A 21,874-nucleotide genomic window follows, 5' to 3' on the forward strand; every position below is an offset into this window, starting at 1 on the left:
GACCGATGTCGATGCGCGCATGGACGGTGATCGCCGGCGGGATGCTGGCCGCGCTGGCCCCTGCCCCGGATGTCGCGGCGGCGGCGCAATCGAGCGCCGAGCCGGCGCGACCTGCCCGGAATCGCCCGCAGCAGGGGCGCGGCCAGCTGTTCATCAGCCCGATGGGCGAACCGTTCCGGTCGACCCAGAAGGCCGGCGCGGCGCAGACGATATGGTTCCAGGGTGCCGATCGCGACGGCGATGGCCGGATCACCCGCGCCGAGTTTCAGGCGGATGCGACACGGGTCTTCGCGCATTTCGACCGCAGCCGCGACGGCGAGATCAACCCTGAAGATATCGCCTGGTACGAAAATATCCTCGTCCCCGAAATCCGCGTCCGCGGTGGAGGACGCGGCGGATCGGGGGGACGTCCCGACACCGGATCCGGCAAGCGTGGCAACGCCGCCAGCCGCCGCACCAGCACCGCCGACGCGACCTTGCGGATCGGCGCGGGCCGCTTCGGTCTGTTCGACCTGCCCGAACCGGTGACGTCGGCGGATCTGAATTTCAACCGCGGCGTCGACCGGGCAGAGTTCGCCAAGGCCGCCGCCGACCGGTTCGCCGCGCTCGACCGCAATGGTGACGGCGCGATCCGCCGTCACGAAGTGCCGCGCGCGGGCGGCGACACCTGGCGCAACGGCGACGACCAACTCGGGACTCCACCGCTGACGCCCGCGCACTGACGGGCCGGATCAGCCGGGTGGCGGCCCGGCCCCCAACGGACCGCCCGGCCCCGGAGGCGCATGGCGAAGCCGCATCAGCGCCTCGAACCCCGCGCGCTGGGGCGTGTCGAGACTGTCGTAGAAGCTGCGTGCTGCGATCAAGCGCGACCGGTCATGCGCTGCGTGCTCGGTCGCCTGCGCTTCAAACCGTTCGAGATGGCGGGCGAAATCCTCGCCACCCGGCATCGACGGGCCCGGGCGCATGTTCGGCCCCTCCCCGCCGTCGCGCGGCGGCGGAGGCGGCCCCCGCTCGGACAGGAACGCAACGAGCGCGCCACGCTGATCGGGCCGCAGATGCAGCAGCAGCGCGATATCGTCGGCCTCGCGGGTCCGCATCGCATCGACATTTGCGGGCCCACGCTCCGGCCCGCGCGGGCGCTCGGCACTGGCAGTGCAGGTCACACCGAGCAGCAGCATCGCCGCCAGCCAGCGTGACGACCGCGGTTTCTGCAAAATCATCGTTATCGTCCTTCCCCCGGTGTCAGCCGAGCATCCCGGATATGATCCAGCGCCGGCTCAGCGCGGATTTGGTGATCGTCGCCCCGCATCCACGGCAGGCGGCGCGCTGGATCGACGCGCCGGCGACATCGCGGTGCCGCGACCGGGGCAGATGACGCCCGACGCTGCAATCGGTGGTCCGCGGTGATGGCATCGGCATGGCTGGCTCCCCGGTTCATTCCGTCGGACCGGATATCGCAGCGCGGTTTGTCCCGAATATTTCCGCGAGCTGCCCCCCGGACGACAGACGCGAAAAAGCCCCGCCATCACGATGGATGGCGGGGGCGTTTCGCGGTCGTACCAGTCCTCGTTCCTAGAACTTCACGTTCGTGCTGACGAAGAACGCACGGCCATAGGGGTCGTAGGTCGACGGATAGGTGTTCGCCTGTTGCTGATTGTCGCCCAGGATCGGCGGCTGCTTGTCGAACAGGTTGTTGACCCCGACCGACCAGGTGAAGCCGTCCTTGATCCTGAACGCCGCGGTCAGGTCGAAATAGTCATAGGCCTTGATCCGCTCGACCGCATAGGTCGTCGCGCTGTCGTCGTCCTTCACCGCCGACAGATGGCGATACAGCACCGATACCGTCATCGGCCCGGTCGAATAGGTCGCGCGCGTCGACAGCCGCCATTTCGCATAGGGGTTGCCACAGGTCTGGCCGAACTTGCCCGCACAGTCGATCGTCAGGTCGGGGATCGCCGCCAGTGGGTTATAGTCGAACGCGATCAGCCGCGTGCCGCTGAAGCGCAGGTCGAGCCGGCTGGTGTCGCTACCGAACGCCCCAAAGCCGAGCGGCAGGCCGTAGCGCGCCTCGAAATCAACCCCGCGCGTCGTCACGCCCCCTGTATTCGCCAGCGTGTTGGCCGCATCGGTGATCGCAAAGCTGTTCGCGTCGCGCGGCAACGACCCGCAATAGCCCGCGTCATAGGGCGTGTAGCCATTGTCCGCGTCGCCGTAACAGGCGCGGATCAGGTTGGTCGTGCCGACCGTCGAGATATAGTTCGCGATCTTGATCTTGTAGTAATCCGCGGTGAACGAGAAGCCGGGCAGGAAGCGCGGCTGGAGCACGATGCCCGCGGTGTAGGTGTCGGACGTCTCCTCGCGCAGCGCGGGGTTGCCGCCGTTCACCGTCTGGATCTGCGTGCTGCCGCCGTCATAGGCGGTGCCGATCACCGACGCCGCGACACCGTTCGACAGGCAGCTCGCATTCAGATTGGTGTTCGTCAGCGCCACCGCGGTCGTGCACGGATCGGTCGCGGCGGGAAAGTCCTGCGACGCGCCGCTGAACAGGTCCGACACGGTCGGCGCACGCACCGCCCTCGAGTACTGCCCGCGCAACGCGACGTCGTCGATCAGCGACCAGACCGCACCACCCGAATAGGTGTTCACCGATTTCGCCGCGGTCGAATAATAGGAATAGCGGTAGGCGCCGTTGACCTCGAGCTTCTTCACGAAGGGCAGATCCGCGAGCAGCGGCACCGCGACCTCGGTATAGACTTCCTTGACGTTGTACCCACCGCCCAGGCCTTCGCCCGCGTTGAAGCCGACCACGTCGCCCGACGACAGCGAGAAATCGGGATTGTAGCTGCCCTGTTCGCGGCGATACTCGGTTCCGAACACGATCCCGACCGGGCCCGCGCCCAGATCGAACAGCTCGCGGTTCGAGATCGACGCGCTGGCGACCTGCTCGCTGATCGTGCTCGAATTCTGCACGGGGATGGTGATGAACGCGGCGGCCGCGTCGCTGATGTTGCCCGCCCCGAAGATGTTCAGCGGGACGCAGCCATTGCTCGTATCCGAACACACCAGATTGCCGCCGGTGTCATAGGTCGTCCGCAGTGCCTGGAGCACGCGGCTGCGTGAGACGTTCCCGGTTTGGCTCTCGATCGATTTGGTCCGCGAATAGCTGTAATAGGCGTCGTAGTTCCAGCCACCGCCGACGTCGCCCTTCGCACCCAGCACCGTGCGATAGGCGGTGTTGTCGAGGCTCGACACGCGGTTGCCGACCTCGCTCAGCCGCCGGTAAATGGTCGAGGTGACATAGCCGTCGCCATCCGTATCGAGCCCCTGGAGCAGCGCGCGCGATCCTGCGGAGAGGAACGAGGAATCGGCGTCGAGCGAGACCGACCCGGTGAACGGCGTCGGAGCGAGCTGGTTCTTCACGCGGTTGTTGATGAACTGGCCCTCGGCATAGACGGTCAGCGCATCGCTGACGTCGTAATGCGTCTGCGCGCTCATCAGGAACCGCTCCTGCGGGACCTGCAGATAGTTGGACGGCGCATAATTATAGGCGTCGGTCGCGGCGCTATAGGCCGAAAAGCTTCCATCGGGTTCGAACTTGCGGTTCACCCCGCCGATCGCGAACCGCGTGCCCTCGATCGAGCCCGACCCGCCTGCGATCAGGCCACCCTCGCCATCATCGACCTGCGCCTGTCGCGAATAGTCGCGCGCCGACTGCAGGATGCCGTTGCGCTTGGTATAATCGAAATAGACCGTCGCATTGCCGCGCCCGTCCTCGAAATTCCCCCCGAGCAGCAAATTGCCGTTGAACGTGCCGCCATCGCCCGCTTCGTTGATGCGGTAGTTCGCATTCACCTCCGCGCCGCTGAAATCCTTCTTCATGACGAAGTTGATCACGCCCGAGATCGCGTCGGAGCCATAGACCGCGGACCGGCCACCGCTGACGATGTCGACGCGTTCGATCAGCCCGGCGGGGATGGTGTTCAGGTCGACGACCTGGTTCGAGTCATAGGCGACGTAGCGGCGGTTATCGACGAGCACGAGCGTTCGCGTCGAACCCAGCCCGCGCAGGTCCGCGGTCGCCACCCCGCCCCCGGGGTTGTTCGACGCCCCCGTCGTGCTCGGCACCAGCTGCGGCAGGTCCTTCAGGACATTCTCGACATTGGGCTGGCCCGACAGTGCGAAGTCCTGCGCGCTGACCACGGCGATCGGTGACGCCTGCTGCAACTGGAGACCGCCCAGCCGCGATCCGGTGACGACGATCGTCTCGCCATCGGCCGGCGCGGCGTTGTCCGGCACCGCCTGCGTTGCCGGGTCGGCGGTCTGCGCGACGGCCGGTGCACTCAAGCCAAGCAGAAGCGTGGACGCCAGAAGGCGTTTGCGAAAGTCCAGACGCATGGTGATACTCCCTGAGCCGCAACACTTTGGGTTGCGAGGCATTTTTTGCGATGACGGATATGGTCCGTCCGGCAAAGCTGCAGGGATTTGACGGGGTCGACAACGGCTAAGTCGTCATCGAACCGTCATGCGTTCGACCTGTTGTTACGCAGCCACGGTTTGTGACAAACCATGTCGCAACCAAGACTGTATCGTGTCTTTGATCGCAACGCGGACATCAGGCATGCATCACGCCGCCGGTCGGCGGAACACCACGGTCACGCTTCGCACGCGCTGATCCACAGCTCGGCTCTGTACTCGAACGCCAAACCGCAGCGCTTCGATCGCCACGGTAAAGCCGGTGGCCGACGACCCGCGGATACCGGCTGGGGGCGGCACGGTCGCGCGGCTCATTGGAACGTCGACCCGGCGGCCATCGCCTTGCTCGGGCTCAGCCCCTGCTGCTCGAGGAACTGGTTCAGCGCCGCGACCAGATCCTGCGCGGCGCCGTTGGTCAGCGCGACCCGCCCGACGACGACCCGCTCGACCGACGGCGCGTCGCGCGTGTGATCGCACCGCGCGCTCTCCAGCGTCAGCACGATCACGCCCGACAGATTGGCGAGCCCGGCGAGCCCCGTGGCGAAGACTTCGGGCGCGAACGGATTGTCGACGAGCGGCGGCAGCGTCGGCGCGCTGATCGGCGCGGATGACGGGACGGATTTGATGGCGACACGCATGGCGATGGTCCTCGCAGGATGAAGGGGCGAGCCGATTGGCCCGCACGGCGCTCTAGCCAGCGACCATGTCCCGAACATTTCCCGCCACTTGCTCCATGTGTCAGCCGGGCCCGGCGACCGCGCGGTCGCGCTCGTTGGTGACCCAGTGTTGCAGTCCGGCCGGCGCGCGCCATCCGCCGGAAACATCGCCCGCCCAGGCGCCCGGTCTCACCCGGAGACCTCCCCATGATGTTCGAATTTGGCGCCAGTACGATGGCCCTGGCCTTGGCCGGCACGCTCGGCGGCACGGCGGTCGCAGCGCCCGTCCAGCATGCGAAGCCCCCCGCCCCGACGCCACCAGCCGATCCCGCCGTCCGGACGATCCGAACCTTGCGCGTCGAGGGCGCGCAGCGGATCGAGCCCGAGACCGTGCTGAGCTACACCAAGCTGCGCGCCGGCATCCCCTACACGCCAGAAACGCTCGATCAGGCGCTCAAGGACCTTCAGGCCAGCGACCTGTTTGCCGATTATTCGATCGCCGGGGTCGAGGACGGCAATATCGTCGTCCGTATCCGCGAGAACCCGATCATCAACCGCATCGTCGTCGAGGGCAACAAGGCGCTCAAGAGCGACAAGATCACCAAGGAAATCAGGCTCGCACCGCGGCAGATCTTCACGCGCAGCGCGGTGCGGCAGGATGTCGCGCGGATCGTCGAGCTCTATCGCCGGCAGGGCCGCTTCGCGGCGATGGTCGATCCGAAGATGGTCAGCCTCGACCAGAACCGCGTCGACATCGTCTTCGAAATCAGCGAGGGCCCGAAATCGAAGGTCCGCCAGATCAACATCCTCGGCAACAGCGTGTTTTCGGACGCGCAGCTTCGCGGGCAGATGGCGACCAAACAGGCACGGCTCAGCCGCATGCTGTCGTCCGCAACCAGCTACGACCAGGATCGCCTGAGCTACGACCAGCAGAAGCTGCGGCAATTCTACCTGACGCAGGGCTATGCCGATTTCCGCGTCACGTCCGCGGTCGCCGAACTCACCCCGGACAAGAAGGACTTCATCATCACCTATGTGGTCGAGGAGGGCAAACGCTACACGTTCGGCGCCGTCACCGTCGACAGCCAGATCCGCGATTTCGACAGCAGCAAGCTCGCCGCGACGCTGCCGCTCAAGAAAGGCGACTGGTACAACGCCAAGCAGGTGGAGGACGCGGTCGACAGCCTGAGCCAGACCGCCGGCCTGTTCGGCTACGCCTTCACCGAGGTCAATCCGGAGTTCCAGAAGGACGCCGACACGCTGACGATGGGGATCAACCTCAACATCGCCGAAGCCAAGCGCACCTATGTCGAACGCGTCGAGATCAACGGCAACACACAGACCAAGGACAAGGTCGTACGGCGTGAAATCCGGTTGGCGGAGGGCGACGCGTTCAACAGCTTCCAGGTCAAACGCTCGGAGGACCGGATCAATTCGCTCGGCTATTTCCAGGACAAGACGGAGATCAAGCAGAAGCCCGGTTCCGCGCCCGATCGCGTCATCCTCGAGACCAACCTCGAGGAAAAATCAAGCGGCGAGCTACAACTCTCCGCCGGCTATTCCAGTCTTGAGAATTTCATCGCGTCCGCCACGATCACCCAGCGCAACTTCCGCGGCATGGGACAGGAGCTACGGGCCGGGGTCAGCTATTCGAGCTATTCGAAATCGGTCAATCTCGGCTTCACCGAACCCTATCTGTTCGACACCAACATCGCGCTGGGCGGCGATATATTCCGGCGGGATTACAGCTCGTACAGCACCACCGGCGACACCGACAGCACGACCTATGAACAGATCTCGACCGGATTCCAGATCCGCGCGGCGGTGCCGTTGACCGAATATTGGTCGGCCACCGCACGCTACGGCCTGTCCTATGATCAGGTCACGCTCGATGCAGACACCTATTACACCAACGGCGCGTGCGATCCCGCGGTTGCCGGCCAGTATCTGTGCGACGCGGTCGGCAATCGCTGGACCTCGTCGATCGGCTATTCGCTGGTGTTCGACAGCACGAACAGCCGCACCCGCCCGTCGAAGGGCAGCAAATTCAGCGTCAGCCAGGATTTCGCGGGCCTCGGCGGCGACACACGGTATCTCCGCAGCACCGCCAACTACTCGAAATATGTCGATCTCGGCTCGCGTTTCATCCTCACCGCGCATGCCGAGGGCGGCTATATCAGGGGGCTCGGGCAACAGGTGCGACTGACCGACCGCTTCTATCTGGGCGACCCGCAGATGCGCGGCTTCGATATCCGCGGCGTTGGGCCGCGCGTGACGCGGACCTATTACGACACCAGCACGATCCCCGCGACGATCTCGACCGACAGCAGTTCGAACACGCAGACCGCGCTGGGCGGCACCGCCTATTACCAGGCCCGCCTCGAGGTCGAGCTCCCGCTGGGCTCGGGCGCGCGCGAACTCGGTCTGCGCCCCTCCGTCTACATGGATATCGGCGCGGTGTTCGGCGGCAGGACGCCGACGCTGACTGACAGCTGTGCCGCCGCGAACGCGACCTCGATCGCGTGCGTCGCCGCGACGCGTCAATATACCGACAGCGCCGGCAACCTGCTCTACCTCGATTCCGCCGGCGCAAGCACGACGACCAACACCGGCACGCCCTACAGCTATTCGCTCGGCGCCTATCGCGAGACCTATACGGGCAATAGCGCCAGCCCGCGGCTGTCGGTCGGCATCGGCGTCAACTGGGCCTCGCCGTTCGGCCCGCTGCGGATCGATCTCGCCAAGGCACTGCTCAAGGCCGATGGCGACGACAGCAAGCTGATCACCTTCAATATCGGCGGCCAGTTCTAGTGCGCACGGCGTCCCGCTGCGAAACGCCCTGCGCGTGGCGAAACCGCCCGGTTGAGCTTGCCGGGAGGCTGCCCTAGACCCGTCACGCCACCGGCTCGCGTCCGCACATCGCGGCGACGATCCGGGGCGTAATGGAGAGCGTCGCGCATGTGTCCTGACCCCGCCCCGAAGCGCAAACCCGCGAACTTTCCGACGGCGGCGACACGATGATCCTGCTGCTGCTGGCCGCGCAGGCTGCGACGCTCGGTGCGACCAATTACGGGCTCGACGCACCGATGCCGACACCCAAGACGACGCCCGCCTTTGCCGACGAATTCAACGGGCGGACGATCGATCGCCGCAAATGGCGGTTCGACACCTCGCGCAATGCCGAGGGCTGGGCCAATCACGAGCGCCAATATTATGCCAAGGACCGGCCCCGGAATGCGCGGATCGAAAAGGGTTCGCTGATCATCGAGGCCCGGCGCGAGACGCTGTCGAAGGCGCGCTTCCCCGACTGGGGCGGCCAGAGCTACAGCTCCGCGAAGCTCGTCTCGCGCGAGCCGCGCGGCTATGGCTTCTACGAAGTCCGCGCGATGCTGCCCTGCGGTCGCGGCAGCTGGCCCGCGGTCTGGCTGCTGCCAAGCGGCGGCCGCTGGCCCGACGAGGGCGAGATCGACATCGTCGAGCTGGTCGGATGGGACCCGAACGTCGTCCATGCGACGGTGCACAGCGGCGCGTTCAACCATACCAAGGGCACGCAGCGCGGCGCGCAGAAGCGCGTGCCGACCGCCTGCACCCGCTATCATCGCTATCAGCTCGACTGGCGCGCGGATGTCATCACGATCGGCGTCGACGGCCGCGCGGTCATGCGCGTCGCCAATGATCAGCCCGGCGGCAAGGCGGCCTGGCCGTTCACCCGGCCCTATGACCTGATCCTCAACCTTGCGGTCGGCGGCGACTGGGGCGGGCAGAAGGGGATCGACGACACCGCCTTCCCGCAACGCATGGCAGTCGACTATGTCCGCTACTGGCGCCCTGCCCCGAACCGGTCGCGCCGCTGATCGCCATCAGCCTCAGCGCCGCCCCCGCGCGGCGAGCAGGATCATTCCCCCGCCCAGCGTCAGCACCGCGAGCACGATCAGCACCGCGTCGAAATCGCGCGGCGTCGCCAGCGCCCAGGTGATCACCGGCCCGAGCAGCCCGGGCAGGGTGTTGGCGAGGTTGAGCAGCCCGAGGTCGCGTCCCCGGTGCCGCGCACTCGGCAACAGCTGCATCGCAAAGCCCGCGTGCAGCGCCAGGAAGACGGAGGTCCCGCCCGTATAGACGCAGAACGCCGCCGCGCCGCTGGTAAAGTCGCGCGCCGCCATCATCGCGATCAGCCCCGCCGCCGCGACCAGCGCCGCTGCGAACAGGAACGGCTTGGTCCGCCCGGTCCGGTCGGCAAGCCGGCCGACGAGCACCGCGATCGGCAGCGGCACGCTATAGGCGACGATCATCACCGTCCCCATCCGCGCGGCGAGCACCGACTCCGGCACCGACGGCGCGACGCTCTCGAAATAATAGAGAAGATAGACGAACAGCGCGCTGCCCGCGACCTGCACGAGCAGCCGCGCGGTCCAGGCGAGCAGCAGATCGCGCCGCAGCATCGACCGCAACACCGGCGGCGGCGCCCCCGCCTGCCGCGTCCCGCGCACGATCACGAGCGGGAGCGTGCACACAGCGACGGTGACCGCGATGACCGCGAACCGCGCCGGCTCGCCGAACCGGCTCGCCCCGACCAGCGCGGCGGACAGCGTCGCCGCGACCGGATTGGCCATCGCCAGCAGCCCGCCCGCGACCCCCTTGCGGCCATCGGGCACCTCTTCGGCGATGATCGCCATCAGCGGCGCGATCACCGCGTTCAGCGCGACCTGGAACAGGACGATCCCCGCCACCAGCAAGGCAGGCGTGGTCGCGGCCGCGAGCCCCGCATAGGATGCCATCGTCGCGACGACGCCCGCCGCCATGATCCCGCGGCGACCTCCGCCCCGGCTCACCGACCGGTCGCCCAGCCAGCCAAAGCCGATATTCGCGAGGCTCGCCGCGATCGCTCCCGCGATCACCGTCACCGTCAGCAGATCGAGCCGACCGTCGCCCGCCACCTGATCGACCTTGATCGGCAGCAGCAGCGTCAGCAGCGGCAGATAGCCAACGACCGCCCCCGCATAAGCGAGCGCGCAGACGAGGAGGAAAGCTGGCGGTCGCGGCGTGGGCGACGGTAACCGACTATGCGGGGGAGAGAAAACGGAACGCGGCACGATGGTGCCCTTGTGACCCGCTCGCCGCCGTCGGGCAACTCGGAACCACCCCCGCCGCCGCCGCGGCTGGTCTACGCCCCGGTCAGGGTTTCATCGTCATCGGCTCGAGCGTCGTCGTCAGCAGCTGCGACCGATCTGCGGCATCATGCGCCAGCGCGACGCGGTAGCGGCCCCCGGCAATCCGCCACCCCGGCAGCGCGGTGTCATATTGCGCGACGACCCGCGGCTCCGCGGTCAGCGTCACGCGCCGCGACTCGCCCGGTTTGAGCGTCAGCCGCGTGAACCCCGCCAGCCGCATCGGCGTCGCCGTCCCCGCCCCGTCCGCTGCCGCCTGCGCGACATAGATCTGCGGGACGTCCGCGCCTTCGCGGCGCCCGGTATTGACGACGTCGAACGTCACGCTGAGCCGCCGGCCACCGGTCACCACCGGGTTGCGATAGGCGAAGCTGGTAAAGCTCAATCCGTGCCCGAAGGCGAACAGCGGCCGCTGGCGCTGCTTCTCGTACCAGCGATAGCCGACGTCCGCGCCCTCGACATAGTCGACCGGAAAGCTTTCGAGCTGGATCGCGGCAGCGTTCGCCGGATTGGCCGCCGCCTGCGCCTCGACCGACGTCAGCCGGTCGAGACCGACCGGTGCCGGGCGTGGCGCCTGGGTCGCGGCGGCGGGGAAGGTGATCGGCAGCCGGCCCGACGGCGACACCCCGCCGGTCAGGATGTTCGCGATCGCCTCGCCGCCGCGCTGTCCCGGATACCAGGCCTGCAGCACCGCCGGCACCGCATCGATCCAGGGCATCAGCACCGGCCCGCCGGTTTCGAGCACTGCCACCGTCCGCGGCTGCGCCTTCGCCACCGCCGCGATCAGCGCGTCCTGATTGTCGGGCAGCGACAGTGTCGGCACGTCCTGCGCCTCGGTCGTCCACTGCGTCGCAAAGACGATCGCCATGTCCGCGTCGCGGGCGGCGCGCGCCGCCGCATCCGTGTCCTTGCCGTCGACAAAGGTCACCACCGCGCCCGGCATCGCCGCGGTGATCGCCTTGAGCGGCGACGAGGCGTGATAGGTATAGCGCGCGAACGACATCGCCGCCCCCGATGTCAGCGGGATCTCGATCGGCGCGCCACCGACCGAGCGGACCTGGCTCGATCCCCCGCCCGACAGCACGCCGACGTCCGCTCGCCCGCCGATCAGCACGATGCGTTTGGGGGTACGCGCGATCGGCAGCATGTCGCGGTCGTTCTTGAGCAGCACGATCCCCGCTTCCGCCGCGTCCTGCGCCACGGTGGCATGGCGCGCATAGGGGATCGGCGCCTCTGCGGCGGGCATCGGCGTGTCATAGGCGCCGGTTTCGATCAGGCCGGTCAGATAGCGGACGATCATGTCGTCGAGCCTCGCCTGCGATACGCTGCCGTCGGCCACCGCGGCCTTGAGCGGCGCGCCGAAGTAGATCGCCTTGTCGAGTTCCTGTCCCGACTGCTGGTCGAGCCCCGCATTGGCCGCCTTCGTGGTCGAATGCACCGCACCCCAGTCGCTCATCACCCAGCCGCGATAGCCCCAGTCGCGCTTGAGCACGTCGGTCATCAGATGCCTGTTCTCGCACGCCCAGTCGCCATTGACCTTGTTGTACGCGCACATCACCGAGCCCGGCTTCCCGCGCTCGATCGCGATCTGAAACGCGAGCAGGTCGCTCATCCGCAGATCGGCCTCGCCGATCCGCGCGTCGACGACCATGCGACCGGTCTCCTGCGCGTTGAGCGCGAGATGCTTGACCGTCGAGACGATGTGGTTCGACTGGACCCCGGCGATATGCGCGCCGGCCATCGAGCCCGCCAGCAGCGGATCCTCGCCGAGATATTCGAAGTTGCGCCCGTTCCACGGATCGCGCGTCAGGTTGACGCCCCCTGCCAGCAGCACGTTGAACCGCTTCGCCCGCGCCTCCGCGCCGATCATCGCGCCGCCTGCGCGCGCGATTTCGGGGTCGAAGCTCGCTGCGGTGGCAAGCCCCGACGGCAGCGCGGTCGCCACGTCACCGCTGCGCTGTTCGACCTGGTTGGCGACGCCGAGCGACGCATCGCTTTCGCGGACCAGCGGCACGCCCAGCCGCGCGATGCCGTCGATATGACCCGCCGACGGGATCAGCGTGTCCGTCGTCTTGCCTGCCGCCATCGGCGGGAACAGGCCGTGTGCCAGCTTGATCTTCTCGTCGATCGTCATCTGCGCGACGATCGCCTCGGCCCGCCGTCGCGCATCGGGTCCGGCGTCCTGCGTCGCCGTCGCTGGCGCCTTGCGCGGAGCGACCTTCGCAGGCGTCTCGCGCGCCTCGACCATGGCCGCGATCCCCATCAGCGACACGCCCAGCATCAGCGCCCGATACCCCGTCGACATCCTCATTCCCTTCCGGTTTTCCGCCTCCCCCTGCGGACTGCGACACGCGTCCGGCCGGGCTGTGGCACCATTGTCACTGTTCACAGCATATTTAGTGAACGTTCACAACCAGCAGCCCAAATCCTTGACACGAATCGCGAAAAGGGAAAGTGAACGTTCACACGGAAGGCGCACTCATAGCGTCGGCTACAGGGAGGATTACCATGCGTGGCTTCACGGCTCGCTCGCTTTCGCGTCTTGTCATCGGCACATCGGCACTGGCGCTCGCCGCCATTCCCGGCGTCGCTCTGGCGCAGGATGCCGCAGCCACGGTCGGCAATCCCGGCCCGTCCGACATCGATCCGCAGGCCGCACCCGCCACGCCCGCCGATCCGAACGCGGTCACCGACGACATCGTCGTGACCGGCATCCGCGCGTCGCTGCGCGAGGCGATCGACATCAAGCGCAACGGCCAGGGCGTGGTCGACGCGATCTCGTCCGAGGATATCGGCAAGTTCCCCGATACCAACCTCGCGGAATCGCTCCAGCGCATCACCGGCGTCTCGATCGACCGCTCGAACGGCGAAGGCTCGACCGTCACGGTCCGCGGCTTCGGTCCTGAGTACAACCTCGTCACGCTCAACGGTCGCCAGATGCCGACCTCGACGCTCGGCGACGGCGCCAGCGCACCCGCCTCGCGCTCGTTCGACTTCGCCAACCTCGCCTCCGAAGGCGTCGCCGCGGTCGAAGTCTACAAGACCGGTCGCGCCGCGGTCCCGTCGGGTGGTATCGGCTCGTCGATCAACATCCGCACCCCGCGTCCGATCGACAAGCCCGGCACGCGCGGCAGCATCGCCGTCAAGGGCGTGCTCGACAGCTCGCGCAACGGCAAGGATCCGATCACCCCCGAAGTGTCGGGCATCCTGTCCACCACCTTTGCCGACGACCGGATCGGCGTCCTGCTCAGCGGCGCGTATCAGCGGCGCAAGGCGAGCAACAATTCGGCGGGCGTCGGCTTCCGCGACGGCTTTCTCGGCGCGGAGAACAACTGGGGCACGCTCGCCCAGCCCGGCACGCCCGGCGGTGCGAACATCACCAACCGTCCCGGCCCGACCGACGTCTATGAAATCCCGCAAAGCGCCAATTACGACGTCGTCGACATCGATCGCGAGCGCATCAACGGCCAGCTCGTGCTGCAGGCCAAGCCGACCGACACGCTCACCGCCACGCTCGATTTCACCTATTCGAGCAACAAGGTCGAAGTCCGCAACAGCAGCGTCGGCATCTGGTTCAACTTCGGCGACACGCGCAGCGCCTGGACCGATGGTCCCGCGGCTGGCCCGGTCTTCTATTCGGAGAATTTCGCGCCCGGCAAGGATCTGTCGTACAGCAGCTCGCTGACCGCGAACAAGTCCGAGAACAAGTCGCTCGGCGGCAACCTGACCTGGGAAGCGCCCGGCAACGTCACGATGTCGCTCGACGCGCATCATTCGACCGCGGTGTCGAAGCCGACCAACGATTACGGCAGCAGCACGTCGATCGGTGGCGCGATCTTCGGCGTCCAGTCGCAGACGATCAATTTCGAGAAGGACCTGCCGGTCATCTCGTACCAGATGTATCCCGGGATCGACCCGCTGAACGCATCGCTGATCACGCCGACCGGCAACGCGTTCCGCAACGCCTATTTCAAGAACGAGATCAACCAGCTCCAGCTGAAGGGTCATTACGACCATGACGGCGATTTCCTGAGCAGCATCGACTGGGGTTTCTCCTATGTCGATAACAAGGTGCGCTCGGCTTACGGCTTCATCCAGAACGAGACCTGGGGCGGTGTCGACCCGCGCGGTGCGTCGTTCGGCGCGGCGGCCGTGCCCGACGATTTCTTCAACCTCACCAGCCTGCCCGACAAGTTCAAGGGCGTCGCCGGATCGAACGATCCCGCGCTGCCGCCGTCGATCTACACGTTCAACTTCGAGCAGATGGCCGAACTGCTGCGCTCGCAATATGCGATCTGCAGCGCACCGCAGACGGGTGTCGCGGCGGAAGGCACCTGTCTTGCCAATTACACCAACGATCGCCGCATCCGCGAACGCACGATCTCGCCCTATATTCAGTTCAACGGCAAGTTCGACATGTTCTCGATGCCGGCGCACCTCATCGGCGGCGTCCGCTATGACGAGACGCAGGTGAACTCGTCGGCGCTGGTGCCGATCCCGAACGGCACCCGCTGGACGGGCGCCAACGAATTCGCGCTCACCTACGGCGCCAATTCGTTCACCTCGCTGAAGGGCCGCTATCACAACTGGTTGCCCGCGGTCGATTTCGACATCGAACCGCTCCGCAACGTCAAGCTGCGCGCGTCGTACAGCCACACGATCACGCGCGCCGATTACGGCAGCCTGCAGGGTGGCCTGAACATCGACTCGAACCCGCGCATCGGCGGCGGCACCGGCAGCCAGGGCAATCCGAACCTCGTCCCCTTCAAGTCGAAGAACATCGATCTGTCGGCGGAATGGTATTACGGTGCCGAAAGCTACATCTCGGTCGGCTATTTCAACAAGGACGTGAAGAACTTCATCGGCACGACGCAGGTCAACACGTCCGCGTTCAACCTGCGCAACCCGGGCTCGGGCCCCCGCTATCGTCAGGCGGTCGCAGCGCTTGGAACGACGGACAATCTCCAGGTTCGCGACTACATCCTGCGCAACTTCCCCGCCTCGTCGCAGGTCACGGGTACCAGCGATTCCGGTCTGCTGAACGGCAACATCTTCGGTCTGCCCGAGGACGACCTGTTCAACTTCCAGCTGAGCCAGCCGTTCAACAGCGACCAGACCGCCAATATCGACGGGTGGGAATTCGCGCTGCAGCACAGGCTCTGGAACACCGGGCTCGGCGTCATCCTGAACTACACGATCGTCAATGGCGACGCGAAATATGACAACACGCTCGATCCGAACATCGGCCAGTTCGCGCTGACCGGGCTCAGCGACAGCGCCAACGCGGTCGCCTATTACGACAAGAACGGCATCCAGGCGCGTGTCGCCTATAACTGGCGCGGCGAATTCTATGCCGGCGGCGCCTTTGATCCGCTCTATGTCGAATCCTATGGGCAGGTCGACGCCAGCGCGAGCTATCAGGTCACCACGGGGCTGGCCGTGTTCGGCGAGGTCATCAATCTCACCGGCCAGGGCCGTCGCGGTCACCGTCGCTCGGACAATTTCGCCACCTTCGCGCAGCCGGGCTATGCCCGCTACGCAGCCGGCCTGCGGTTCAACTTCTGACCCGCGGCGCCGCCGACCTACGGAACGACCACTCCCCCACGGGGGGTGGTCTTTTCGGCGCCGGGGCGGCACACAATGACAGTGTCGGACATGCAAACTGACGGGCTGGACATGGATCGCGCGATCACCTCGATCGTGATCGTCGGCGGTGGCACCGCCGGATGGCTCGCCGCGTGCCTGATCGCCGCCCGCGCGGACCGCGATGCGGAGCGCCCGTTGCAGGTTACCCTGATCGAATCGCCCGACGTCGCGACGATCGGCGTGGGCGAAGGCACATGGCCGACGATGCGCCGTACGCTCGAACGGATCGGCATCTCCGAAACCGAATTCCTCCTCGCCTGCGATGCCGCGTTCAAACAGGGTTCGCGCTTCGACGGCTGGCGCACCGGCGCGCCCGACGACCGCTATCTCCACCCCTTCACGACACCCGCCGAAGCAGCCCCCCGCGATCTCGCCTCGGCCTGGTCCGACAGCGGCCTGGCCTTTGCCGAAGCACTCTGTGCGCAACATGCCGTCTGCAGGCAGGACCTTGCGCCGCGTCAGCGTGCGATGCCCGATTTTGCGGGTACGCTGAACTATGCCTATCATCTCGACGCCGGCAAGTTCGCGGCCCTGCTCGCCCGGCACGCGACCGAACGGCTCGGGGTGCGCCATCTGCGTGACCATGTCGTCGGCGTCGATGGCGCGGCCGATGGCGACATCGCCGCGGTCCGCACGCGCGCATCGGGCCGGATCGACGGCGACCTGTTCCTCGACTGCACGGGTCATACCGGATTGCTGATCGGCGAGCATTACGGCGTCGGCACGATCGACCGCGGACGCGAACTCTGCAACGACCGTGCACTCGCGGTCCAGCTGCCGGTCGCCGCCGACAGCGTGATCGCGTCGCAGACCAATGCCACCGCGCACGCCGCGGGCTGGATCTGGGATATCGGCCTGCCCGCGCGACGCGGCATCGGCTGCGTCTATTCCTCCGCGCATCTCGACGACGACGCGGCGGCGGACACGCTCACCCGCTATCTGCGCGCGACCGCCCCCGACGCACCGCTTCCCGACTTTCGCCCCCTGCGGTTCCAGTCGCGCCACCGCGACCGCTTCTGGCACCGCAACTGCCTCGCCATCGGTCTGTCCGCGGGGTTCCTCGAGCCGCTCGAGGCGTCCGCGATCGTGCTCGTCGAGCTGTCGGTCGAGGCGTTGCTCGACAATTTCCCGGCCACCCGCCGCACGATGGATCTCCACGCCGCGCGCTTCAACACGCTGTTCCGCTATCGCTGGGACCGGATCGTCGAGTTCCTCAAGCTTCACTATGTCCTCAGCCAGCGCGACGAGCCCTATTGGCGCGACCACCGCGATCCCGGCTCGATCCCGCCGCGGCTCGCCGAGCTGCTCCAGCTATGGGCCGACCAGCCCCCGTCGCACGGCGACTTCCCGATGGTCGACGAGATCTTTCCCGCGGCGAGCTATCAATACGTGCTCTACGGCATGGGCTTTCCCGCGCCGCGCCGCACGCCGGTCCGCACGGGCGCGCGCGGTGCCGCCGACATGCTCGTGCAGCAGGTCGACCGGCACGGCCGCATGCTCGCCGCCGCCCTGCCGACCAATCGCGCCTATCTCGATGCCCTGCGGCATGCGATGACAGGCGCTACCATGGAAACGAGAGCCTGATGCCCGACCACGCGATCCTGACGCCCGAAGAGCACCGCGACCTGCGGATCCGCACCGACCGGTCGGATGCGCTGGGCGACGCCGTGATGGCGTGCATCACCGTCCCCAGCGAATTCCGCCGCGTCCAGACCCATTATCCGATCCTGTTCCAGCGCGACCAGACCCGCGACGGCTTCACCGCGCTCGCGATGTTCGGGTTCGAGGCGGGCGAAAACCTGTTTCTCGAGGGCGGCCGCTGGGATGCGCGCTATCGCCCGCTCGCGATCGACAGCCAGCCCTTCCTCGTCGGTCGTGGGCCGGAGGGTTCGTCGCTGCGCCAGGTGCATATCGACATGGCGAGCCCGCGGATCGGCACCGGCGAAGGCATGCGCGTGTTCGACGATACCGGTCGCCCGACGCCGTTTCTCGAACGCATCGCCGATCAATTGCGCGCGCTCGACGAGGATTATGTCGCCGCGACCGCGTTCTTCGCCGCGCTCCAGCGTCACGACCTGCTCGAACCGCTGACGCTCGACGTCACGCTCGAGGACGGATCGAAGAACCGCCTGGTCGGCTATCACGTCATCGACGAGGATCGCCTGGAAGCGCTCGATCTTGCATCCGTCGCCGAGCTCCACGCCGAGGGCCACCTGTTGCCGATCTTCATGGCGCTCGCCTCGCTCGGCCAGATCGGGGATCTCGTCGCGCGCAAGAACCGACGGCTCGCGCATGGCTGACGCCGGCACCGCGGGGATCTTCGCCGCCCTGCCGCGGATCCGCGAAGTCGACATCAGCGGGCCGGCGGCGCTCGACACGCTGCTGCGCGAGGCGACGACGCCGTTCATCGTCCGCGGCCTCGTCGCCGACTGGCCGATGGTCGAGGCCGGTCGCCAGTCCGGACGTGCGGCGCGCGACTATATCGAACGCCATGCCCGGCCCACGCCCTTCGCCGTCTCGGTCGGTGCGTCGCAGAGTGGCGGCCGGCTGTTCTACGGCGACATGCAGGGCATGAACTTCCAGATGATGCGCGCGCCGCTGCCCGAGATCTTCGCGCGGATGACCGAGAACGAAGGGGTGGACGGCGCACCGTCCATCTATCTCGCCTCGATCGACATGCAGAATTTCTTCACCGGGCTGCACGAGGCCAATCACGTCGATCTCGGCGACCGCACGCCGCTCGCGAGCATCTGGATGGGCACGCCGACCCGGATCGCGGCGCATAACGACGCGCCCGACAATCTCGCCTGCGTCGCGGTCGGTCGTCGCCGCTTCACGCTGTTTCCGCGCGACCAGTTCCGCAATCTCTATCTCGGTCCGGTCGACAATACCCCCGCGGGCCGCGCGGTGAGCATGGTCGACTTCCACGACCCCGACTTCGCCGCCTATCCCGGCTTCCGCGATGCGCTGGCGCAGGCGCGGGTCGCCGAGCTCGACGCCGGCGACGCGCTCTACATCCCGGCGCTGTGGTGGCACCATGTCGAGGGGCTTTCGGACTTCAACGTGCTGGTGAACTACTGGTGGCGCGACACGCCGCGCTGGCTCGGCCAGCCGCAGGATGCGCTCAACCACGCATTGCTCGCGATCCGCGACCTGCCCGAGGACGAGAAACGGCACTGGCGCGCGATGTTCGATCACTATGTCTTTTCCGACGACCCCGCGGTCGCGGCGCATATCCCCGAGCCCGAACGCGGCGTCCTCGCCCCGCTCACCCCCGACAGCGCAGGCAAACTGCGCGCCTTCCTCCTGCGAGCACTCAGCCGATGACCACGCCCCCGATCCACCGCGTCGTCATCGCCGGCGGCGGCACCGCCGGCTGGATGGCCGCCGCCGCGATCGCGCGGACGATGGGCCGCACCGTCGCGGTGACGCTGGTCGAATCCGAGGCGATCGGCACCGTCGGCGTCGGCGAATCGACGATCCCGCCGATCGTGACGTTCAACCGCCTGCTCGGGATCAACGAAGCCGAGTTCATGCGAGAGACGCAGGCGACGTTCAAGCTCGGCATCCTGTTCGACAATTGGAAGGATCGCGGCGACACCTATTTCCATTCGTTCGGCACGACCGGCAAGGATCACTGGTCCGCGGGCTTCCAGCATTTCTGGCTGCACGGGCTGACGCGCGGCCATCATCAGCCGTTCGACGATTACTGCCTCGAACTGCGCGCCGCACTGCAGGGCAAGTTCGCGCATCTTCCCGATGGCCGGATGAACTATGCCTATCAGCTCGATTCAGGCCTCTACGCCCGCTTCCTGCGCAAGATGGCGGAGGCCGACGGCACGACCCGGATCGAGGGCCGGATCGCGCAGGTCGAGCTGAACGGCGAGAGTGGCGACATCGCCGCGCTGACGCTCGACTCCGGCGCACGGATCGAGGGCGATCTGTTCCTCGACTGTACCGGCTTTCGCGCGCTGCTGATCGAACAGGCGCTGCATGCCGGGTTCGACGACTGGACCCATTTCCTGCCGTGCGATTCCGCGATCGCGGTCCAGACCGAGAGCGTCCGGCCTGCCCTGCCCTATACCCGCGCGATCGCGCACGACGCCGGATGGCAGTGGCGCATTCCTCTGCAGCACCGCACCGGCAACGGTATCGTCTATTGCAGCCGCTATCTCGATCACGATGCCGCGCTCGAACGCCTGCTCGGCACCGTCGAGGGACCGACCCTGACCGAGCCGAACAAGATCCGCTTCGTCACTGGCGCGCGACGCCAGCAATGGCACCGCAACTGCGTCGCGATCGGCCTGGCCGGGGGGTTCATGGAGCCGCTCGAATCGACGAGCATCCACCTGATCCAGCGCGCCATCCTCCGTCTGCTGCGAATGTTTCCGTCGGCCGGGATCAGCCCGCGCGACGTCGCCGAATTCAACGAACAGCAGCATACCGACATGCTGCAGATCCGCGATTTCCTGATCCTCCACTACAAGGCGACCGACCGCCGCGACAGCGCCTTCTGGCGGCAATGCGCGTCGATGCCGGTGCCCGACTCGCTCGCGCACAAGATCGCACTCTTCCGCGAGACCGGCCGCGTGTTCCGCAAGAATGACGAGCTGTTCGCCGAGAACAGCTGGGTCCAGGTGATGCTCGGCCAGGGCATCGTCCCGGAAAGCTATCACCCGATCGCGACCAAGATGCGCGACGACGAACTTGTCCGGCTGCTCGGCGGGCTGCGCGACACGACCAACGCGACCGTCGACGCGCTGCCCGATCATGCCGCCTATGTCGCGCATTATTGCAGCACCGCGCCGTCCGCCTCGGCGGGATCCCCGCATCTTGGCTAGGCGCCGTCAGGCCGTGACGATCAAGCATGTTGCAGCGGACGCCGGCGTCTCGCTGCAGACGGTCAGTCGCGTCGTCAACAAGGAAACCGGCGTCCGCCCGCAAATGGCCGAGCGCGTACAGGCGTCGATCGACCGGCTCGGCTATGTCCCCTCGATCGCTGCGCAGCGGATGGGCGGTTCGCGCTCCTATCTGATCCTCGCGCTCAACGACCGCGAACGCACGATCGCCGACTGGCGCGCGCGGCAAGGGACCGACTGGGTCGACCAGATGCTGCTTGGCGGGATGCTGACCTGCGCCGAACATGGCTATCGCCTGATCGTCGAGCTGGTCGATACGCATAGCGATCATATCGAACGCGAGTTGCTGGGCGCGATCGCCGCGCTGCAGCCCGACGGGGTGATCCTCACCCCGCCGCATTCGGGCAATCCGCTGATCATCGACCTGCTCGAGGCGCAGGACATCCGGTTCGTGCGGATCGGCTCGATCAGCGAAGGGCCCGGCGTGCGCCTGATGATGGACGACGCGCGCGCGGCGCGGATTGCGACCGAGCATCTCGTCGCGCTCGGCCACCGCCGGATCGGCTTCATTGCCGGGCCTGCCGAGTATGAACTCAGCGGCTGGCGCGTCGATGGCTGGCGCGCGGCGATCGCGGATGCGGGGCTGGCCTGTACCGACCTGCTCGCATCGGGGGATTTCAGCCATGCCTCGGGCCGGGCCGCGGCCCGGACGCTGCTCGCATTGCCCGAGCCGCCGACCGCGATCATCGGCAGCAACGACCAGATGACGCTCGCGACGCTCGAACTGGCGCGCGAAACAGGGCGGCGCGTGCCCGAGGATCTGTCGCTGATCAGCTTCGACGACACGCCGATCATCCGCCTCGCCCACCCGCCGCTGACCGCGATCGTCCAGCCGATCGCCGAGGCGTCGGCGCGCGCGGTGAGCCTCATCATCGCCGGGCTGGCGGGCGATCCCACGCCGGACGCACCGATCACCGTCGCGGCGGAACTGACGGTGCGCCGTTCGACCGCGCGCCCACCCGCGAGCGGCTGACCGGTCGGCTCGCGCCAACGGGTCCGGCGGGCCTTGCGACGC

At 67.1% G+C, this 21,874-nt stretch carries 15 protein-coding genes; 9 read left to right on the top strand and 6 right to left on the bottom strand.

Annotated elements, in window-relative coordinates; all coding sequences use genetic code 11:
- Positions 1-5: 5 nt before the first annotated feature.
- The gene (locus tag ASE89_RS07835; protein ID WP_056675761.1) at positions 6-722 is read left to right on the top strand and encodes a hypothetical protein; all 717 of its coding nucleotides are present in this window, start codon (positions 6-8) and stop codon (positions 720-722) included.
- A 9-nt stretch (positions 723-731) separates the two neighbouring features.
- On the opposite strand, the gene ASE89_RS07840 is transcribed toward ASE89_RS07835, so the two are convergent.
- The 4 genes from ASE89_RS07840 to ASE89_RS07850 all read right to left on the bottom strand — a co-directional run bounded on the left by ASE89_RS07840 (position 732) and on the right by ASE89_RS07850 (position 5,111).
- Positions 732-1,220 carry a Spy/CpxP family protein refolding chaperone gene (locus ASE89_RS07840; RefSeq protein ID WP_056675764.1) on the bottom strand — a complete coding sequence of 163 codons (489 nt, stop codon included), beginning with the start codon at positions 1,218-1,220 and terminating at the stop codon, positions 732-734.
- Between the two features lie 22 nt (positions 1,221-1,242).
- Positions 1,243-1,419 (bottom strand): hypothetical protein, encoded by a 177-nt coding sequence (locus ASE89_RS20290; RefSeq protein ID WP_156363361.1) that lies wholly within the window; start codon positions 1,417-1,419, stop codon positions 1,243-1,245.
- 153 nt (positions 1,420-1,572) lie between these two features.
- Complete coding sequence (locus tag ASE89_RS07845) at positions 1,573-4,395, bottom strand: TonB-dependent receptor (RefSeq protein ID WP_056675767.1); 2,823 nt, start codon at positions 4,393-4,395, stop codon at positions 1,573-1,575.
- A 389-nt stretch (positions 4,396-4,784) separates the two neighbouring features.
- Positions 4,785-5,111, bottom strand: a complete 327-nt coding sequence (locus ASE89_RS07850; RefSeq protein ID WP_056675771.1) for a hypothetical protein — start codon at positions 5,109-5,111, stop codon at positions 4,785-4,787.
- A gap of 225 nt (positions 5,112-5,336) precedes the next feature.
- On the opposite strand from ASE89_RS07850, the gene bamA reads away from it, so the two are divergent.
- Positions 5,337-7,940 (top strand): outer membrane protein assembly factor BamA, encoded by a 2,604-nt coding sequence (gene bamA / locus ASE89_RS07855; RefSeq protein WP_082451332.1) that lies wholly within the window; start codon positions 5,337-5,339, stop codon positions 7,938-7,940.
- A 206-nt stretch (positions 7,941-8,146) separates the two neighbouring features.
- Complete coding sequence (locus ASE89_RS07860; RefSeq protein WP_056675774.1) at positions 8,147-8,983, top strand: glycoside hydrolase family 16 protein; 837 nt, start codon at positions 8,147-8,149, stop codon at positions 8,981-8,983.
- A 12-nt stretch (positions 8,984-8,995) separates the two neighbouring features.
- Here the strand turns inward: ASE89_RS07860 and ASE89_RS07865 are convergent, their stop codons facing one another.
- A complete protein-coding gene (locus tag ASE89_RS07865) occupies positions 8,996-10,219 on the bottom strand; it encodes an MFS transporter (RefSeq protein WP_056675779.1) in 1,224 nt (407 codons plus the stop codon).
- A gap of 82 nt (positions 10,220-10,301) precedes the next feature.
- Positions 10,302-12,599: a beta-glucosidase gene (locus ASE89_RS07870; RefSeq protein WP_056675781.1), complete on the bottom strand. Its 2,298-nt coding sequence runs from the start codon at positions 12,597-12,599 to the stop codon at positions 10,302-10,304.
- A gap of 203 nt (positions 12,600-12,802) precedes the next feature.
- Here ASE89_RS07870 and ASE89_RS07875 point away from each other — a divergent pair, with 203 nt between their 5' ends.
- The 6 genes from ASE89_RS07875 to ASE89_RS07900 all read left to right on the top strand — a co-directional run bounded on the left by ASE89_RS07875 (position 12,803) and on the right by ASE89_RS07900 (position 21,832).
- Positions 12,803-15,859, top strand: coding sequence for a TonB-dependent receptor (locus tag ASE89_RS07875; protein ID WP_056675784.1), 3,057 nt, complete (start codon positions 12,803-12,805; stop codon positions 15,857-15,859).
- Positions 15,860-15,970: 111 nt separating this feature from the next.
- On the top strand, positions 15,971-17,524 hold the full coding sequence (locus ASE89_RS07880) for a tryptophan halogenase family protein (RefSeq protein ID WP_056675787.1): 1,554 nt from the start codon (positions 15,971-15,973) through the stop codon (positions 17,522-17,524).
- Entirely contained in the window at positions 17,524-18,240 is a 717-nt protein-coding gene (locus ASE89_RS07885; protein WP_056675789.1) for a SapC family protein, read from the top strand. Before ASE89_RS07880 ends, ASE89_RS07885 begins: the two co-directional genes overlap by 1 nt.
- Positions 18,233-19,267 (top strand): cupin-like domain-containing protein, encoded by a 1,035-nt coding sequence (locus tag ASE89_RS07890; RefSeq protein ID WP_056675792.1) that lies wholly within the window; start codon positions 18,233-18,235, stop codon positions 19,265-19,267. The genes ASE89_RS07885 and ASE89_RS07890 overlap by 8 nt, the downstream gene beginning before the upstream one ends.
- Positions 19,264-20,781, top strand: coding sequence for a tryptophan halogenase family protein (locus tag ASE89_RS07895; protein ID WP_056675795.1), 1,518 nt, complete (start codon positions 19,264-19,266; stop codon positions 20,779-20,781). Before ASE89_RS07890 ends, ASE89_RS07895 begins: the two co-directional genes overlap by 4 nt.
- The gene (locus ASE89_RS07900; RefSeq protein WP_236701670.1) at positions 20,774-21,832 is read left to right on the top strand and encodes a LacI family DNA-binding transcriptional regulator; all 1,059 of its coding nucleotides are present in this window, start codon (positions 20,774-20,776) and stop codon (positions 21,830-21,832) included. The genes ASE89_RS07895 and ASE89_RS07900 overlap by 8 nt, the downstream gene beginning before the upstream one ends.
- Positions 21,833-21,874 lie beyond the last annotated feature (42 nt).

It is taken from the genome of Sphingomonas sp. Leaf30, from assembly GCF_001422525.1.
GTDB classification, from domain to species: domain Bacteria; phylum Pseudomonadota; class Alphaproteobacteria; order Sphingomonadales; family Sphingomonadaceae; genus Sphingomonas; species Sphingomonas aerolata.